The organism is Methyloceanibacter sp. wino2, assembly GCF_003071365.1.
Lineage (GTDB): Bacteria > Pseudomonadota > Alphaproteobacteria > Rhizobiales > Methyloligellaceae > Methyloceanibacter.
The window spans coordinates 1,270,112-1,286,644 of record NZ_CP028960.1; the positions used below are offsets into that span (position 1 = coordinate 1,270,112).

The 16,533-nt window shown below is 63.4% G+C and carries 13 protein-coding genes; 9 read left to right on the forward strand and 4 right to left on the reverse strand.

Translation table 11 applies throughout. The features are described from left to right. Positions 1–224: 224 nt before the first annotated feature. On the forward strand, positions 225–2,162 hold the full coding sequence (locus DCY11_RS05910) for an extracellular solute-binding protein (RefSeq protein WP_245409461.1): 1,938 nt from the start codon (positions 225–227) through the stop codon (positions 2,160–2,162). Positions 2,163–2,205: 43 nt separating this feature from the next. Beyond that, complete coding sequence (locus tag DCY11_RS05915; protein WP_245409462.1) at positions 2,206–4,035, forward strand: extracellular solute-binding protein; 1,830 nt, start codon at positions 2,206–2,208, stop codon at positions 4,033–4,035. Between the two features lie 5 nt (positions 4,036–4,040). Here DCY11_RS05915 and DCY11_RS05920 read toward each other — a convergent pair whose 3' ends face one another. Next, entirely contained in the window at positions 4,041–4,805 is a 765-nt protein-coding gene (locus DCY11_RS05920; RefSeq protein WP_108683697.1) for an AraC family transcriptional regulator, read from the reverse strand. A 117-nt stretch (positions 4,806–4,922) separates the two neighbouring features. Here DCY11_RS05920 and DCY11_RS15470 point away from each other — a divergent pair, with 117 nt between their 5' ends. From DCY11_RS15470 to DCY11_RS05945, 5 genes are all read left to right on the forward strand, one after another. Then, positions 4,923–6,023, forward strand: a complete 1,101-nt coding sequence (locus DCY11_RS15470; protein WP_159079836.1) for a DUF3047 domain-containing protein — start codon at positions 4,923–4,925, stop codon at positions 6,021–6,023. A 273-nt stretch (positions 6,024–6,296) separates the two neighbouring features. Continuing rightward, positions 6,297–7,415 carry a microcin C ABC transporter permease YejB gene (locus DCY11_RS05930; RefSeq protein WP_108681857.1) on the forward strand — a complete coding sequence of 373 codons (1,119 nt, stop codon included), beginning with the start codon at positions 6,297–6,299 and terminating at the stop codon, positions 7,413–7,415. After that, positions 7,415–8,578 carry an ABC transporter permease gene (locus DCY11_RS05935; protein WP_108681859.1) on the forward strand — a complete coding sequence of 388 codons (1,164 nt, stop codon included), beginning with the start codon at positions 7,415–7,417 and terminating at the stop codon, positions 8,576–8,578. The genes DCY11_RS05930 and DCY11_RS05935 overlap by 1 nt, the downstream gene beginning before the upstream one ends. A gap of 9 nt (positions 8,579–8,587) precedes the next feature. Next, on the forward strand, positions 8,588–9,505 hold the full coding sequence (locus tag DCY11_RS05940) for a cation diffusion facilitator family transporter (protein ID WP_108681861.1): 918 nt from the start codon (positions 8,588–8,590) through the stop codon (positions 9,503–9,505). Then, positions 9,502–11,136 (forward strand): ABC transporter ATP-binding protein, encoded by a 1,635-nt coding sequence (locus DCY11_RS05945; protein WP_108681863.1) that lies wholly within the window; start codon positions 9,502–9,504, stop codon positions 11,134–11,136. The genes DCY11_RS05940 and DCY11_RS05945 overlap by 4 nt, the downstream gene beginning before the upstream one ends. A gap of 9 nt (positions 11,137–11,145) precedes the next feature. On the opposite strand, the gene DCY11_RS05950 is transcribed toward DCY11_RS05945, so the two are convergent. Together DCY11_RS05950 and DCY11_RS05955 are read right to left on the reverse strand one after the other, a co-directional pair. Then, entirely contained in the window at positions 11,146–12,003 is an 858-nt protein-coding gene (locus tag DCY11_RS05950) for an NlpC/P60 family protein (RefSeq protein WP_108681865.1), read from the reverse strand. After that, positions 12,000–13,418 carry a M17 family metallopeptidase gene (locus DCY11_RS05955; protein WP_108683698.1) on the reverse strand — a complete coding sequence of 473 codons (1,419 nt, stop codon included), beginning with the start codon at positions 13,416–13,418 and terminating at the stop codon, positions 12,000–12,002. Before DCY11_RS05955 ends, DCY11_RS05950 begins: the two co-directional genes overlap by 4 nt. Before the next feature lie 57 nt (positions 13,419–13,475). Between DCY11_RS05955 and DCY11_RS05960 the strand changes: the two genes are divergently transcribed. Together DCY11_RS05960 and DCY11_RS05965 are read left to right on the forward strand one after the other, a co-directional pair. Continuing rightward, a complete protein-coding gene (locus DCY11_RS05960; RefSeq protein WP_245409463.1) occupies positions 13,476–14,168 on the forward strand; it encodes a glutathione S-transferase family protein in 693 nt (230 codons plus the stop codon). A 293-nt stretch (positions 14,169–14,461) separates the two neighbouring features. Beyond that, on the forward strand, positions 14,462–15,388 hold the full coding sequence (locus tag DCY11_RS05965; RefSeq protein WP_159079837.1) for a tetratricopeptide repeat protein: 927 nt from the start codon (positions 14,462–14,464) through the stop codon (positions 15,386–15,388). A gap of 152 nt (positions 15,389–15,540) precedes the next feature. On the opposite strand, the gene DCY11_RS05970 is transcribed toward DCY11_RS05965, so the two are convergent. Beyond that, a complete protein-coding gene (locus DCY11_RS05970; protein ID WP_108681869.1) occupies positions 15,541–16,521 on the reverse strand; it encodes a type II secretion system F family protein in 981 nt (326 codons plus the stop codon). Positions 16,522–16,533: the final 12 nt, after the last annotated feature.

A 16,533-nucleotide genomic window follows, 5' to 3' on the forward strand; every position in this document is an offset into this window, starting at 1 on the left:
CATCGAAGTCCAGCCGGCAGCTCGCGCCACGTTAGGGGCCGCGACATGACCGATAATTCATTTGGTCCCGTACCCCGGCATGCTAACTTTTTTGCCCACCGGGGTTTTTGCGGCCCCATTGCAAGGTTTGAGGCAGGGTTCGCGCTTCATGGCCGCCGGAGTGGTACGCCGGAAGCCGCCTCGCCCCGACAATCCCGTCAACGCGGAATGGTGCTTCTCTCCCCATGGTGTTTTCACGACTGACCTTCGCCGCGGCGCTCACGGCGCTCCTGATCGGACCGGCTACCGCCCAAGAATCCGCTGCACAAGATGGTGCTGCCCAAAAGGCCGTTGCCCAAGAGCCCGCTGCCCAAGAGGCCAAGTCGGCCCCCTCAGAGGCCTCCGCTCAGACGAAGCATCATGCGCTGTCACTCGTCGGCGAACCGAAATACCCTGCGGACTTCACCCATTTCGACTTCGTGAACCCGGATGCCCCGAAAGGCGGTCTTGTGCGCCTGCCTTCGATCGGCGGATTCGACAGCCTCAACCCCGTTCTGTATCGGGGCGAGCAAGCGCCCGGCATCGGTTTCGTCAACGAGAGCCTGATGTCCGACAGCATCGACGAGCCGTCCACGGCGTACGGGCTCATCGCGGAATGGGCGTCTTATCCGGACGACTATTCCTCCGTGACATTCAAGCTCCGCGACGAAGCACGGTGGCATGACGGCGAGCCGATCACGCCCGAGGATGTGATCTACAGCCTCAAAGTGAACAAGGAGGCCAACCCGCGCATGGGCCTCTACTACAAGAACGTGACCCGCGCGGAGAAGACCGGCGACAACGAGGTCACCTTCTATTTCGACTCCAAGGGCAACCGCGAGCTGCCGATGATCATGGGCCAGCTCACCATCCTGCCGAAGCACTTTTGGACGGGAACGAATGCGGAGGGTGAGCAGCGCGATCCCATGAAGACGACGATGGAGCCGCCGCTCGGCTCCGGGCCCTATCGGGTCAAGTCGGTGAGCCCTGGGCGGTCGATCAGCTTCGAGCGCGTCGAGGACTATTGGGGCAAGGACCTGCCCGTGAACAAAGGCATGTGGAACTTCGACGAGATCCGCTTCGATTCCTATCGCGACATCACGGTCGCGTTCGAAAGCTTCAAAGCCGGCAATCTGGACTACTGGAACGAGTCGAGCTCGAAGAACTGGGCCATGGCCTACGACTTTCCGGCTGTCGAGAATGGCGAGATCGAGCGGCAAGAGGTCAGGCTCGAGCGCGGCATGCCCATGCAGGCCTTCGTGCTGAACCAGCGGCGTTCCAAGTTCCAGGACCGGCGCGTGCGTCAGGCGCTGAATCTCGCATTCGACTTCGAGTGGACGAACAAGAATTTGTTCTTCGGCCAGTATGAGCGCGTCGACAGCTACTTCCAGAATTCGGAGTTAGCGTCGCCCAAGGCTCTGCCCGAAGGACGTGAACTGGAGATCCTCGAGACGGTGCGCGATGAGGTTCCGGAGGAAGTCTTCACAACCGTGCACGCGAACCCGACCAACAACGACCAGACCGAGATGCGCAAGAATCTGCGCCAGGCCGTGATGCTGCTGCGCGAGGCGGGCTGGCAGGTGAAGGACGGGGCTCTGGTCAATACGAAGACCGGCGAGCAGATGAACATCGAGTTCCTGATCATCTCGCCCCTGTTCGAGCGCATCATTCAGCCCTATCTGCGCAATCTCAACCGGCTCGGCATCAAGGGCTCGATCCGTCTTGTGGACTCGGCGCAGTACACGCGCCGGCTCAACAATTTCGACTACGATGTAGTCGTCGGCAATTTCGGTCAGTCCGAGTCGCCCGGCAACGAGCAGCGCGACTATTGGGGCAGTGAAGCCGCCGACCGCGACGGCAGCATGAATCTCATCGGCATCAAGGATCCGGCGATCGACAAGCTGATCGACTACATCATCTTCGCCAAGGACCGCGAGGAACTCGTTGCCGCGACGCATGCGCTCGATCGCGTCTTGCTGTGGCACGACTTCGTGGTGCCGCAATGGTTCTCGCCCTATCAGCGCATCGCCTATCGAAGCCATTACGGGCGCCCCGAGAAACTGCCGGGACTGACCCCAGGGTTCTTCCAAGTCTGGTGGGACGAGAAGGACAAGGCCGCAGCTGACTCTCAAGCATCGAATTGATCTCAGCAGGGCGGAAGTCTGGTCGATGACAATGTTTTGCTCGATGACAACGACACGCACCGCAGCCGCTCTTACCGCAGGCCTGTTTTGCACGCTCCTCCTCGCCCAACCGGCGGCCGCCGAGCGCAAACACGGGCTCTCCGCCTTCGGCGACCTTGCCCAGCCCGAGAACTTTGAAGCCTTTGCCTATGTCGATCCGGATGCGCCGAAAGGCGGCGCGTTTTCCCTGATCGGCTGGGGCGGCGTCACCACGTTCAACAGCCTCAACAGTTTCATTCTCAAGGGCGACGCCGCTCAAGGGCTCGAACTTCTGTTCGACACATTGATGACGCGGGCGATGGACGAGCCGGACGCGGTCTACGGACTGATCGCCGAGAGCGCGGAAGTCGCGGACGACCGCAAGTCCGTCACCTTCTATCTCCGGCCCGAGGCCCGCTTCTCCGATGGCACGCCCGTGACCGCCGACGACGTCGTCTTTTCGTTCGACGTCCTGAAGGAAAAGGGGCACCCGCTCTATTCGCAGATGTTGCGCGACGTGGAGAAGGCTGAGGCGCTCGACCCGGCTACCGTGCGCTACACCTTCACAGGCGACCTCGTCCGCGATCTGCCGCTCACCGTGGCGGAACTGCCCGTGTTCTCGAAGGCCTACTACGCGGACAAAAAGTTCGACGAAACAACGCTGGAGCCGCCTCTGGGGTCGGGGCCGTACCTCGTCGACGACCTCAAACAGGGCCGCAACATCACGTATCGGCGGAACCCCGACTATTGGGCCAAGGACCTTCCGGTCAACAATGGCCGCTGGAACTTCGACACGATCCGTTTCGAGTACTTTCGCGACCGCACGGCCGGCATGGAAGCCTTCAAGGCCGGCACCTATGACCTCCGCGAGGAATTCACCTCCAAGGTCTGGGCGACCGAATACGACTTCCCCGCGATCCGCGACGGGCGCGTGAAGAAGGACGTTCTGCCCGACCTGACGCCATCGGGGACGCAAGGGTTCTTCATCAACACGCGCCGCGACAAGTTCAAGGACAAGCGTGTCCGCGAAGCTCTGGGGCTCGCCTTCGACTTCGAGTGGACCAACCGCAACATGTTCTTCAACCTCTACAACCGCACGCAGAGCTATTTCGAGAGCTCTCCGATGAAGGCGGAAGGCGAGCCGTCGGCCGAGGAACGCGCCTTGATCGAAGGGCTCGGTGCCGATGTCGATCCGGACGTGCTGGGCCCCGTTCCGCTGCCGCCGATTAGTGACGGCTCAGGCCGCGACCGGGCGTCCTTGCAGCGGGCGAGCAAGCTCCTCGACGGGGCCGGCTGGCGCATCAAGGACAAGAAGCGCGTGAACGATAAGGGCGAGCAGCTGACGGTCGAGTTCCTCACCTTCGAGCCAACCTTCGAGCGCATCATCGCGCCCTACGTGAAGAACCTCTCGCTTCTCGGGATCGATGCCGGCATCCGCCGCGTCGACCCGGCGCAGTATCAGCAGCGCCTGAAGGATTTCGATTTCGACGTCACCACCCAACGCTATGTGATGCGCAATACGCCGGGCGTGGAACTGCGCAGCTATTTCGGTTCCGGATCCGCAGACATGGTCGGCTCGCTGAACCTGGCCGGCATCAAGGACCCCGCGGTGGATGCGCTCATCGAAAAGATCATTGGCGCCGAGAACCGTGAGGACATGCATACTGCCGCCCGCGCGCTCGACCGTGTTTTGCGCGCTGGCCATTACTGGGTGCCGCACTGGTACAAGGCGTCTCACACGATCGCGTATTGGGACAAGTTCGGCCAGCCCGAGACGAAGCCGAAATTCGATCGCGGCATCCTCGACACCTGGTGGTTCGAGGGCGCGAAGACCCAGACGACCGGCGATCAGTAGCGGGCTTAGATTAGCCGCTCGAAGCGCTCGATCTTGCGAAAGACCGGCGCGGGATTGACGCCGAACGTATCCCGGAAGGCATGGCTGAAATGGGTCGCATCAGCGAACCCGCTGTCGAGGGCCGCGTTCGTCATGCTGTCGGATGCATGAAGCCGTTCCGCCGAAAGCCACAACCTCTTCCACATACGATAGCGCCGGTAGGGAACGCCGATCTGTTCACTGAACAAATGTAGCACCCGGGACGGCGACAGGCCCAGCGCCACCGCCAGTTCGTCTTGCGAGTGATTGCGGTCCGGCTCCCTACGGATGAGATCGAGCACTTTCAGAATGCGCGGGTCGATGGTGCTGCCGGGATCTTCGGGAAACATTCGGTCGAGCAAGGCCTCCACATCGGGCTGGCGGGGATCCTCTTCGAACACCCAATGAAACGCCGCGACAATATCGGGATCGTTAAAACTGCTCACCGCACCCTTCCGATACGGATAGCGGCGGCGGAAGGCAGGCGCCGACGCGCTTTCCGCGTCGACGAAAAGTTTTCCGTGCACGCCCCCTTCGAGGTTGAGGGCATGGCGCAGGCCCGGCGGCACAAGGGCGACGCGATAACTTTGCCACTCCCCGCCCGCGAGCATCAGGTGGAAGGGCTTGTAGATGCCGACATGGAGCACGGGCGCGCCGTAGACGTGGTCCTCCAAGTGCTGCAGTGGCCCGCAGTACACGGCCCGGCCGTTGCCGATATAGAGCTGGGAATGAAACGGATGAAATCGGTCCATAGCAGGTTCCTGCAAGTCGAGCCTATGGTCGCTCGGCTATTGTCGCCGCGCAAGAACAAAGCCCTTGCACGACAAGCAATCGGCGGGGCGCACAAAGGGAACCGACTGGAGGAATGCATGCAAGACAGGCCTCAACTCGACGGCGCGGCATTTGAAGCGCAGTTCACGGCGCTTTTGCGCAACGCGCCTGCCGGTACCGTCAAGGACTTCCACTTTGTCCGGGTGCCTTCGAACCAGCCGCCCTGGCTCGACACGGGGATCGACATCGCGCCCGGCGACCAGGTTTCCACATTCGCGGTCGGCATCACCTCGCTTCCCGGCACGCCCATCTCGTTTCCGACCGCGCTGCAACTGTGGAGCCGGATCGGACCGGAGGGCGAGATCTTTCGAGGCACGCGAGCCACCAACAGCTTCGAAGCCGTGAAGCGGGGACGGCTCTATGTCGGCACGAGCTTTCCCGGCGAGTTCGCCACCCGCACGGGCGGCCTTGCCGTGCCGCCGGAAGCCTACGCCATGGCCGACGGCATTCTCACGCTTCTCGTGGTCCGTTGGCAGGTGGCCCCGCTGGAAGCTCTCAAGAAACTCCAGACGGTCGGCGACGTGAACGGGATGGTCGCCGCGGAGATCGACCGTTTCGCCACCCAGGTTCCGGTGCCCAAGGGCTGGGAGTATCTGTGGTTCATCGGCCCGTCCGAGATCTACAAAGAGTGCAGCGACCACGGGCGCGATCACGCGATCTGCTGCCACAGCGACAACAACGGCGCCCTTTTGATCAAGGATTGCGTCGTGCCGCTGAAGCCGGGCACCAAAGTTTCCTGGTCTTGGCGCATGGAAAAGCTCCCGTCCGAGGTGCGCGAGGACACCTTCCCGACCCACGACTATCTGAGCGTCGCCGTCGAGTTCGATAACGGCCAGGACCTCACCTACTTCTGGAGCTGCGAACTGCCGCTCGAGACGACGTTCCGGTGCCCCATCCCCACCTGGGCGGAGCGCGAGACCCACGTAGTCGTGCGGAGCGGCCTCGGCGACCTCGGCAAATGGCTCTCGGAGGAGCGGGACCTCTACAAAGACTACGCGGAGCGGATCGGCGGCCCGATGCCCCAAAAGATCGTCAAAGTCTGGCTAATCGCCGTGAGCATCTTCCAGCAGACCGAGGGCAAGTGCCAATTCGCCGACATCGCTGTCCATGGCGAAAACGGCACCATCCGGGTCATGTAGCCACCAAAGCAGCATGGGCGCTGGTCGAGGGCGGCCTGCCGGTCCACCGCGCGCCGTCCCACGGAGGTGGCCCCCTGGGCCCGGCAGGCCGCCCTTTTGGCGCCTCACCGCCTAGCCTTACCAACTTGCAACAATTCTGGGCATTCTGTCGGGTTCCGTTCGCCCCCAGAATCCAGTAAGCAAAGGCTGCAAATGCCGATCCTCCGGCCCTCCTGGGCTGAGCGTCGGCACTCCTTTGCAATCGGCAGCGCAGCGACGGGAAGCCCGACACAATTGGCCGCCTATATCCTTCGCCGACTCTTACTGATCATTCCAACGATGCTCGGCATCATGCTGGTGACCTTTGTCATCGTGCAGTTTGCGCCGGGCGGGCCCGTTGAGCGGCTGATCGCGCAGCTGACCGGCACAGATGCGGGCGCGACCGCGAAATTCAGCGGCGGCGGCAGCGACTTTGCCGGAAGCGGCGGTCAGCAGGGCATGCCGGGCGGCGACGTGAGCGGCGCCTCGTCGAAATACCGGGGCGCGCAAGGGCTGGACCCCGAGTTCATCGCCAGCCTCGAGAAGCAGTTCGGTTTCGACAAGCCGGCCCACGAGCGCTTCGGCCAGATGATCTGGAACTATATGCGCTTCGATTTCGGTGAGAGCTACTTCCGCGACACGAGCGTGCTGGAACTTATCGCCGAGCGCATGCCGGTTTCGATTTCGCTCGGACTTTGGATGACGCTCATCTCGTACTCGATCTCCATTCCGCTCGGCATCCGCAAGGCTGTGAAAGACGGCACCCGCTTCGACGTTTGGACATCGAGCGTGATCGTCATCGGCTACGCCATTCCAGGCTTCCTGGTGGCGGTGTTCCTGATCGTGCTGTTCGCAGGCGGGTCCTTCTTGCAGATCTTTCCCTTGCGAGGCCTTGTCTCCGAGGATTTCTGGTCCCTGCCCTGGTACGCGAAGATCGCCGACTATTTCTGGCACCTGGTGCTGCCGCTCACCGCGATGGCGCTGTCGGCTTTCGCGACGACAACCTTCCTCACCAAGAACTCGTTCTTGGAAGAGATCAGCAAGCAATATGTCACCACCGCGCGCGCCAAAGGGCTGACAGAGCGACAGGTGCTCTACGGACACGTCTTCCGCAACGCCATGCTGATCGTGATCGCCGGATTTCCGGGCGCGTTTATCGGGGCGTTCTTCGCCGGCTCGCTGCTGATCGAAACCATCTTCACGCTGGACGGGCTGGGACTGCTCGGCTTTGAGTCCATCGTCAATCGCGACTACCCGGTCGTGTTCGCGACCGTCTACATCTTCTCGCTGCTCGGACTGCTCATCAATCTTCTGTCCGACCTCACCTATACCTGGGTCGATCCGCGCATCGACTTCGAGACGCGGGAGGTCTGATGGACGCGCCAACAGACGTCAGCGTCACAGAAGAAGTCGCGGCGGAAGGCATCCCGCAGCCGCGGGCTTGGGTTTCGGCGCTGAACAAGCGCCGCTGGCAGACCTTCAAGGCCAACCGGCGCGGCTACTGGTCCTTGTGGATCTTTCTGTTCCTCTTCGTGATCAGCCTGTTCGCCGAGTTCATCGCCAACGACAAGCCGATCCTCGTCGAGTATGAGGGGCAACTCTATTGGCCGATCTTCCAGGCCTACCCCGAGACGGATTTCGGCGGCATCTTCGAAACCGAAGCGGATTATCGCGACCCCGTCGTACAGGAGCTGATCACCGAGAAGGGCGGCTGGATGCTGTGGCCGCCGATCCGCTTCTCGTACAATACGCAGAACAAGAATCCGCCGATGGCGTTTCCGGTGAAGCCGACTTGGCTGCTCACCGACAAGGATTGCGAGCTCGCCGTCGAGAAGGGCTTCCACCCCTGCAATTCCAGTCTCGAGTGGAACTGGCTCGGCACCGATGATCAGGGCCGCGACGTGGTCGCGCGGATCATCTACGGCTTCCGCATCTCCGTGCTGTTCGGACTGGTGCTGACGGTCTTCTCGACCATCATCGGCGTCGCAGCCGGCGCGATACAGGGCTATTTCGGCGGCTGGACCGATCTCATATTCCAGCGCTTCATCGAGATCTGGACCAGCGTGCCGCAACTCTATCTGTTGATCATCGTGGCGGCGGTGATCGAACCGAATTTCTGGATCCTGCTCGGCATCTTGTTGGCCTTCTCCTGGGTTGCCCTCGTTGGCGTGGTCAGGGCCGAGTTCCTGCGTGCGCGCAATTTCGAATATGTCACGGCCGCGCGGGCGCTGGGGCTGCCCAACCTGAAGATCATCTTCAAGCACCTGCTGCCGAACGCCATGGTCGCCACGCTGACCTTCATGCCCTTCATCCTGAATGGCTCCATCACCACGCTGACGTCGCTGGACTTCCTCGGCTTCGGATTGCCGCCGGGATCGCCGTCGCTCGGTGAACTGCTGGCCCAAGGCAAGGACAATCTCCAGGCGCCGTGGCTCGGGCTTACGGCCTTCTTCGTGATCGCCATCATGCTCAGCCTCTTGATTTTCGTGGGCGAGGCGGTGCGCGACGCGCTCGATCCGCGCAAGACGCTGACCTGAGGGGACTCCATGCACGGTTCGCACGACCATAGCCACACGGTGAACGCCAAGAACGAAACCCGCATGGGAATCGCTGCCCTGCTGACGGGCGGCTTCATGGTCGTCGAGCTGGCCGGGGGCATTATCGCCAACTCCTTGGCGCTGATCGCCGATGCCGGGCACATGCTGACCGATTTCGCAGCGCTCGGACTTGCATGGTTTGCGTTCCGGCTGGCGCGGCGTCCCGCCGACTGGAAGCGTACCTATGGCTTCGACCGCTTTCAGGTGCTGGTGGCGTTCACCAATGGCCTGGCGCTGTTCGTGATCGCCGGTTGGATCGTCTACGAGGCAATCACCCGGCTATTGGCAGGTGAGGCGCATGTGGCGGGCGGCATCATGGTCGTTATCGGCGTCGCCGGCCTACTCGTGAATATCGTGTCGTTCCTGCTCCTGCGCAGCGCCGACCGGGAGAACCTCAATGTACGCGGCGCGGCGCTGCACGTGCTCGGCGACTTGCTTGGCTCGGTGGCCGCGTTGATCGCGGGCGCGGTGATCATGCTGACCGGGTGGACGCCGATCGATCCGTTGCTGTCGATCCTCGTGGCGGTAATCATCTTGCGCAGCGGCTGGTTCGTGGTGACGGAGTCGGCGCATATCATGCTCGAGGGCGCGCCGCAGGAACTCGACACGCGCGAGATTGCGCCGGACCTCGTGGACAATGTGCCCGGCGTGGACGAAGTCCACCATGTCCATGTCTGGTCCATCACCCAGTCGCGCCGTATGGCGACGCTGCACGCGGTCATCGACGACGCGGCGGAGATCGACATGGTCGTGAAGGGCGTGAAGGCGCGGCTGAAGGAAAAATTCAATCTGGATCACGCGACGGTCGAGGTCGAGTGCACCGCCTGCGCCGACACGACGGACGAACCTCATCGAGCGACCTCATGACCGATAAGCCCACTCTTCTGACCGTCGACAACCTCTGTGTGGATTTCCGCGCGGGCGAGAAGGTGACCCACGCGGTGAAGGACGTCTCGTTCGAGATCGACCACGGCGAGACGCTCGCGCTCGTGGGCGAGTCCGGATCAGGCAAGACCGTCTCGGCCCTATCGATCCTCCAGTTGCTCCCCTACCCCGCGGCCTCGCATCCGGGTGGGGCGATCTACTTCAAAGGCGAGAACCTCCTGGCGTTGCCGCCTGAGGGCCTGCGCCATGTGCGCGGCAATCAGATCTCCATGATCTTTCAGGAGCCGATGACCTCGCTCAATCCGCTCCACACGATCGAGCAGCAGATCGCAGAGGTGCTGCGGATCCATATGGGGATCACCGGCGCGAAGGCGCGCGCACGCATTCTCGATCTTCTCACCAAGGTCGGCATCCAACAGCCGGAGGAGCGGCTCGGCTCCTACCCGCACCAGCTGTCGGGTGGGCAACGCCAGCGCGTGATGATCGCCATGGCGCTGGCCAACGAACCGGACCTCCTGATCGCTGACGAACCGACCACCGCGCTCGACGTGACGATCCAAGCGCAGATCCTCGAGCTCTTGTTGCAGCTCAAGGCCGAGTTCAACATGGCGATGCTGCTCATCACCCACGACCTCGGAATCGTGCGCAAGATGGCGGATCATGTCTGCGTGATGCATCACGGCAAGATCGTCGAGCATGGATTGACCAAAGACATCTTCGAGCACCCGAAGGACGATTACACCAAGCATCTCATCGCGTCGGAGCCGAAAGGCTCTCCGCCGCCGGCCGACGCCAACGCGAAGACGATCCTCAAGACGGACGACCTGAAAGTGTGGTTCCCGATCAAGCGCGGCTTCCTGCGCAAGACGGTCGGCCATGTCAAAGCGGTGGACGGCGTCGATGTGGATGTCAGGGAAGGTCAGACCTTGGGCGTGGTCGGCGAGTCCGGGTCGGGCAAGACGACGCTCGGCCAGGCGATCCTGCGCCTGATCTCGTCCGACGGTCCGATCGTCTATCTCGGCCAGCGCATCGACGGCTACAACTCGAAACAGATGCGCCCCTTGCGCAAGGATCTGCAGATCGTGTTCCAGGACCCGTACGGCTCTTTGAGCCCGCGCATGTCCATCGGACAGATCATCGAGGAAGGCTTGCTGATCCAGAATCCGGACATCTCGCGCGAGGACCGCGATGCGCGGGTGGCAAGGGCGCTAACCGAAGTGGGGCTTGATGCGAAGGTCCGCGACCGCTACCCGCACGAATTTTCCGGCGGTCAACGCCAGCGTATCGCCATTGCCCGCGCGCTCGTGCTGGAGCCGAAATTCTTGATCCTCGACGAACCGACATCGGCGCTCGACGTTTCCGTGCAGGCGCAGATCGTCGACCTGCTGCGGGATCTCCAGAAGAAGCATCGGCTCGCCTATCTCTTCATCAGTCACGATTTGAAAGTCGTGCGCGCGCTGGCCAACTCGATCATCGTACTGCGGCACGGCAAAGTGGTGGAGCAAGGCCCCTCGCAGGAAGTGTTCGCCAATCCAAAGACGGACTATACGAAGGCGCTGCTGGCGGCGGCCTTCGAACTCGAGACCACACCCGCCGACGCCGTTTCCACCTGAGGCTGCAGGTTAGAGCTTGGCGGCGAGACGTCGCGCGCTCGTGACCTCGAACCCTGCGTCCTTGATGCGCCGCCGGGCTTCCTCGAAGGGCTCCCGTTCCACCGCCATATGATAGGCGTTGGCGTGCAGGAATTCGTCGGCGCTGGTCATGATGCCTACATGGCCTTCCCAAAAGATGAGATCGCCGCGCTGGAGGCCGGCGCCGCCCGCGATGTCGAGAGGCTCGCCCGCCTCGGCTTCTTGCATATCCGCATCGCGCGGCAACACATGACCGGCGGCCCCGGCAGCAAGCTGCACGAGCCCGGAGCAATCCAGGCCGACGCTGGTGCGCCCGCCCCAGAGATAAGGCGCGCCGAGAAAGCCTTCGGCGACTGCAACGAAATCCGGCGCCTGATGGCCGACGGGTACGATATGACTGGCATAGACGAAGCCGCCGGTCTCGAGCGGGACATAACGCCCCCCCTCCTCGGTCACGCTCACGCGCGCGTTCAGGCTGAGCATCCCTTGCGGGGGTGCCTTGGCGTCCGGCTCCGGGAAGACATAGGTGCGAAGCGCCGCAATGCGGTGGGTCGCCGGCGCGCCCATGCTGCCGAGCCCTTCGCTCGGCACATAGCCCACATAGCCGTCGTGATCGAGCTGGACCCAGGCCCAGCCGTCGGCCTCGTGGAAGACCATGACGGTTTCGCCGTGCAGTGCTTCGGTATCGAGGTTGGCATCGTCACGCGGCTTACGGCGCAGCGGCAAGGTGCTGGCCGCGACCTGCCGGCGCTCCCCCTGCACATAGCGGCCGGCGTCGACCACGCCACGCAAGCTCTCGGCCGCGAGATCGTCGCGGAAGGCATGCCGGCGTGGATCGAGCTTCGTCACGCGTTCAGTTCTCCGCGAAAGTACTCGTACAACGCGCGCGCCGCATGCGGCTCGCCACCACGCGGCCGCCCGGGCTGGTCGCGCGGGACCCAGCCATAGATGTCGAGATGGGCATACCGCTTGGCGTCCTTCACAAAACGCTTGAGGAACAGGGCCGCCGTCACCGACCCCGCGAACGGGCCGTCGGAAATGTGGTTGACGTCGGCGATGCTGCTCTTGAGCATCTTGTCGTAGGGCGCCCAGAACGGCATGCGCCAGACGGGATCGCCGACAGCGCTCGCCGCCTTGATCATGCCCTCGGCGAAGGCCTCATCGGTTGAGTAGAACGGCGGGAGGTCGGGACCCAGCGCCACGCGCGCGGCGCCGGTCAATGTCGCGAAGGTGACGAGATAGTCGGGCGCCTCCTCGTCGGCGAGGCTGAGCGCGTCGGCCAGCACCAATCGGCCCTCCGCATCGGTATTGCCGATCTCGACCGTCATCCCGTTGCGGCTGGGCAGCACGTCGCCGGGCCGGAAGGCGTTGCCCGCGACCGAGTTGTCCGCGGCCGGAATGATGACGCGCAGGCGGACAGGCAGCTTGGTGCGCATCACCATCACCGCGAAGCTGAGCGCCGCGGCGGCGCCGCCCATGTCCTTCTTCATCAGGTTCATGGCGTTGCCGGGTTTCAGGTTGAGCCCGCCCGTATCGAAGCAAATGCCCTTGCCGACGATGGTGACCTTCGGCGCGCTTTCCGATCCCCAATGAAGGTCGATCAGGCGCGGGGCCCGGTTGCTTGCGCGGCCGACCGCATGGATCATCGGGAAGTTGTCCGCAAGCAGGGTCGAGCCTTCGGTGACCTTGATGGAGGCGCCGAAGGTCTTGGCAATATCGCGCGCAACGGCTTCGAGTTCGGCCGGCCCCAGATCGTTGGCTGGCGTATTGATCAGGTCGCGCCCGAGATAGACCGCCTCTGCCAGCGCCAGGACGTGCGCGCGATCCGCCCCTTCCGGCAGGACCAGGCGTTTCACGTCGCCCGTGCCGCCGCACTTGTAGCGCGTGAACCGGTAGCAGCCCTTCAGGAAGCCAAGCGCCGCCAGATCGGGATCGGGCAAATCCCCAACAAAGCGGTAGTCGCCCGCCGGCAGCACGCCGGGGAGAGCGCCTGTGAGCATGGGCTCACGCTCCGCCCAATCGGATCCGCCCGTGCCCAAGAGAACCTTGTCGATCGCGCCCGTCTCGTCGGGGACCAGAAGCACCGACCCTTGCGCGGGCTTCCATCCCCGCGCCTCGACCCAGCGGACCGCGTGGGCGCCGAGCCGCGATACGTCCTCTCCCGAAGTGATGAATTCAATGGGAATGGACGGCGAGCCGGGCTCCAGAAGCAGCTCTTCGAGCGTTTGGCGCAAAGGATCGAGCGAGGTCACGTGTGTTTGCATGAAAAATCCCGGATGAGTCTTGAAGGGGCCGCGCATTAATGGCAGGGGAGCGGAAACATGACAACGACGGAAGGCGGAACGATGACCGGTACGGGCTACACGTTGGTAATTGGCGACAAGAACTACTCGTCGTGGAGCCTGCGCCCCTGGTTGTCGCTGAAAGCCTGCGGGGTTCCGTTCGACGAGGACCGCGTCCGCCTGAGGATGCCCGAGAGCAAGGCCGAGATCTTCAAGCGCTCGCCTTCGGGCAAGGTCCCGGCCCTCAAGACCGATCTCGGCGTGATCTACGACAGCCTCGCGATCGTCGAGTATCTCGCCGAGCAATATCCCGATGCCGGGCTGTGGCCCGCGGATCCCGCCGCGCGCGCCGCGGCACGGTGCGTCTCCGCGGAGATGCATGCGGGCTTTCAGGCTCTGCGCAACGACATGCCTATGGATCTTATTTCGCGCTTTCCGATGCCGGAGCTCAGCGAGACCCTGGAGAACAACATCCGCCGGGTGGTCGCCATCTGGATGGACACACGAGCGCGCTTCGGCCAGGGCGGACCGCTGCTGTTCGGCGGCTTCACGAATGCCGACGCCATGTATGCGCCGGTCGCGACGCGCTTCCGTACCTATGGCGTTCCTCTCGCCGACTTCGGCGACGACGGTACGGCCGCCGACTACATAGACGCGATCTACGCGTTGCCCGATATGGCCGAGTGGCTGGCGGGCGCGGACGCCGAAATGCGCGAGCGCGAGTTGGTCTAGACCGCCTTCTCATCGAAAGCCGTGCGCGAGCCCGCGGATCGGCAGCCGTCGAGGCGCTGGTGCGCAAGCCGGCGCGTGCGCCGCCTTATGGTTAAGACTTTTTATACATCTGTCCCACATCATGACACTCAACAAAGCATGCCAGAAACAGCGGGCGCACCGACCCTCGCCCGCCGGGGACAGTCACACCTATGGTCCGCAACCACTCTCCGCGACATTCACTGCTGATAGCGCTGCTGGCCACATCCGCCGCAGCGGTACTTCTTGGCGGCTGCGGTCACGCCGGCGGAGGCATGGGCGGCGGACTCGCCAGTAGCGGGCTCGGCCTCTTCAAGAAGAAACCGCCCGAAGTGCAGATGACCGCCGCCGAGGCGTTCGAGGCCACGACCAAGTGGAACGACGCCTACAACAAGGACACCACCAACGCGCGCAACGCGCTCGGCTACTCCGCGGCGCTGCGGACACTGGGCAACAAGAAGCGCGCCTTCGAAGTGTTGCAGACCGCCTACGCGGCCAATCCGAACAATCCGGAACTTGCCGCCGAAATCGGCAAGGTCGCGCTAGAGACCGGCCAGGTCAGCGTCGCCACTAAGGCGCTCCAGACCGCCGAGGAGAAAGGCGTCAAAGACTGGAAGACGCTTTCGGCTCAGGGCACGCTCGCCGCCAAGAGGGGCGACCATGCCAAGGCCCAGCAATACTATCAGGCAGCCCTGCGGCAGAAGCCTGACTCGACATCCGTGATCAACAACCTGGCGCTGTCCTACACGCTGGACGGCAAGGCCAAGCAGGCCGAGACCCTTCTTCGCAAAGCCGAGAAAGATGGTCGCAGCGACAAGCGCCTGCGCCAGAACCTCGCGCTCGTTCTCGGTGTCCAGGGCAAATACAACGAGGCCAAGGACGTGGCCGCCGTCGACGTCGGCGAGACCCAGGCCAAAAGGAGCGTGGCTTACTTGAAGAACATGCTCTCCAAGCCGACCGCGGTTGCCGCCGCCGAACCGCAAGCCCCGGCGCAGGCCGACCAAGGCTGGTCGCCCTTCGGCCCCAGCACCCCCGCCAAGCCGGCCGCGCCTAGCGTCGCGGCGGCGAGCCCCCTGCAGGCGCGCCCGCTGCCGACGGTCCAGATGGTCAAGCCGGTCGAGGAAGTGGTCTCCGCACCGCCGAAGGTCGCGCAAGCATCGAGCCCCGGCACCTCGACGTTCTCCAAGTCGTCGTCGCGATAGAGCCCCCTGGGGACCGCCGCAGGCCTAGCGAAAGTTTTGAGGGAAACGAGGGAAGGCGCTCTTCGGAGCGCCTTTCTTGTGGGCGCCCTTCTGTCCCGCCCGGTGCGGTGCCCGCTCCGGAAGGCAGACCCGTCCAGGCGCCGCGTCGCGGTCTACTGGCGGAAGTTGTCCATGACCTGAATGCCGGCCGGTCCGAGAATGACGACGAACAGCACCGGCAGGAAGAATACGATCATGGGCACGGTAAGCATCGGCGGCAACGCCGCGGCCTTCTTTTCGGCAAGAGACATGCGCATGTCCCGGCTTTCCTGCGCCAGAACGCGCAAGGCCTCGCTCACGGCCGTTCCGTATCGTTCCGCCTGGATCAGGCTCGTACCGACGGCCTTCACGGCCGCAAGGCCCGTGCGCTTGCCAAGGTTCTCATAGGCAAGGCGCCGCTCCGGCAGATAGGACAGTTCGGCCGTGGTGAGGCTGAACTCCTCGGCCAGTTCGATGGAGCGCGTGCCGATCTCGCCAGCGACCTTGTTCATGGCCGCTTCCACGGACATGCCGGCCTGAACGCAGATCAGCAGCAGATCCAGCGAGTCCGGGAACACGCTCGTGATGGATTTCTGCCGGCGCTGAATGAGATTGCTGATGAAGATGTCCGGGAAATAGAAGCCGAGATACGCCCCGCCGATCGAGATCCCAAGCCGCGCCATCATGGGCAGACCGAAATCGTTCACAAAGAACAGATAGGCGAACGCGACCGTGAAGCCGGCGAAGGGCAACGCCGCCCGGAAGAACAGGAACGCGACGACCGGCGCTTGACCGCGAAAGCCGGCCATCTTCAACCGGTCCCGCGTCGAGTCCGTTTCGAGCGCCTTGCTGAGATTGAAGTTCTCCACGACCTGCTTCATGAAGCTCTTCGGCTCGCGGCGCAGCCTGGCCTGACGGCTCTCGTCGGCCATCGCTGCCACGCGCTCGGCCCGAAGTTTGTCACGCTCGCTTGAGACATATTTCATGCGCGCACCGAACCGGTCGCCGGCAAAGTACGGCATGATCAGCGAGGCAACCGTGGCGAAGGCCGCGATCGCGGTGAGGAGCACCACGACAGCCTTCGGGTCGGTCACGAAATCCATAATGATCGACATGGCTTGTCCGTT

Coding starts and splice junctions, on each gene's coding strand:
- DCY11_RS05960 (WP_245409463.1), top strand. CDS start 13,476: ATGACAACGACGGAAGGCGGAACGATGACCGGTACGGGCTACACGTTG.
- DCY11_RS05955 (WP_108683698.1), bottom strand. CDS start 13,418: ATGCAAACACACGTGACCTCGCTCGATCCTTTGCGCCAAACGCTCGAA.
- DCY11_RS05940 (WP_108681861.1), top strand. CDS start 8,588: ATGCACGGTTCGCACGACCATAGCCACACGGTGAACGCCAAGAACGAA.
- DCY11_RS05970 (WP_108681869.1), bottom strand. CDS start 16,521: ATGTCGATCATTATGGATTTCGTGACCGACCCGAAGGCTGTCGTGGTG.
- DCY11_RS05935 (WP_108681859.1), top strand. CDS start 7,415: ATGGACGCGCCAACAGACGTCAGCGTCACAGAAGAAGTCGCGGCGGAA.
- DCY11_RS05945 (WP_108681863.1), top strand. CDS start 9,502: ATGACCGATAAGCCCACTCTTCTGACCGTCGACAACCTCTGTGTGGAT.
- DCY11_RS05910 (WP_245409461.1), top strand. CDS start 225: ATGGTGTTTTCACGACTGACCTTCGCCGCGGCGCTCACGGCGCTCCTG.
- DCY11_RS05965 (WP_159079837.1), top strand. CDS start 14,462: ATGGGCGGCGGACTCGCCAGTAGCGGGCTCGGCCTCTTCAAGAAGAAA.
- DCY11_RS15470 (WP_159079836.1), top strand. CDS start 4,923: ATGCAAGACAGGCCTCAACTCGACGGCGCGGCATTTGAAGCGCAGTTC.
- DCY11_RS05920 (WP_108683697.1), bottom strand. CDS start 4,805: ATGGACCGATTTCATCCGTTTCATTCCCAGCTCTATATCGGCAACGGC.
- DCY11_RS05915 (WP_245409462.1), top strand. CDS start 2,206: ATGACAACGACACGCACCGCAGCCGCTCTTACCGCAGGCCTGTTTTGC.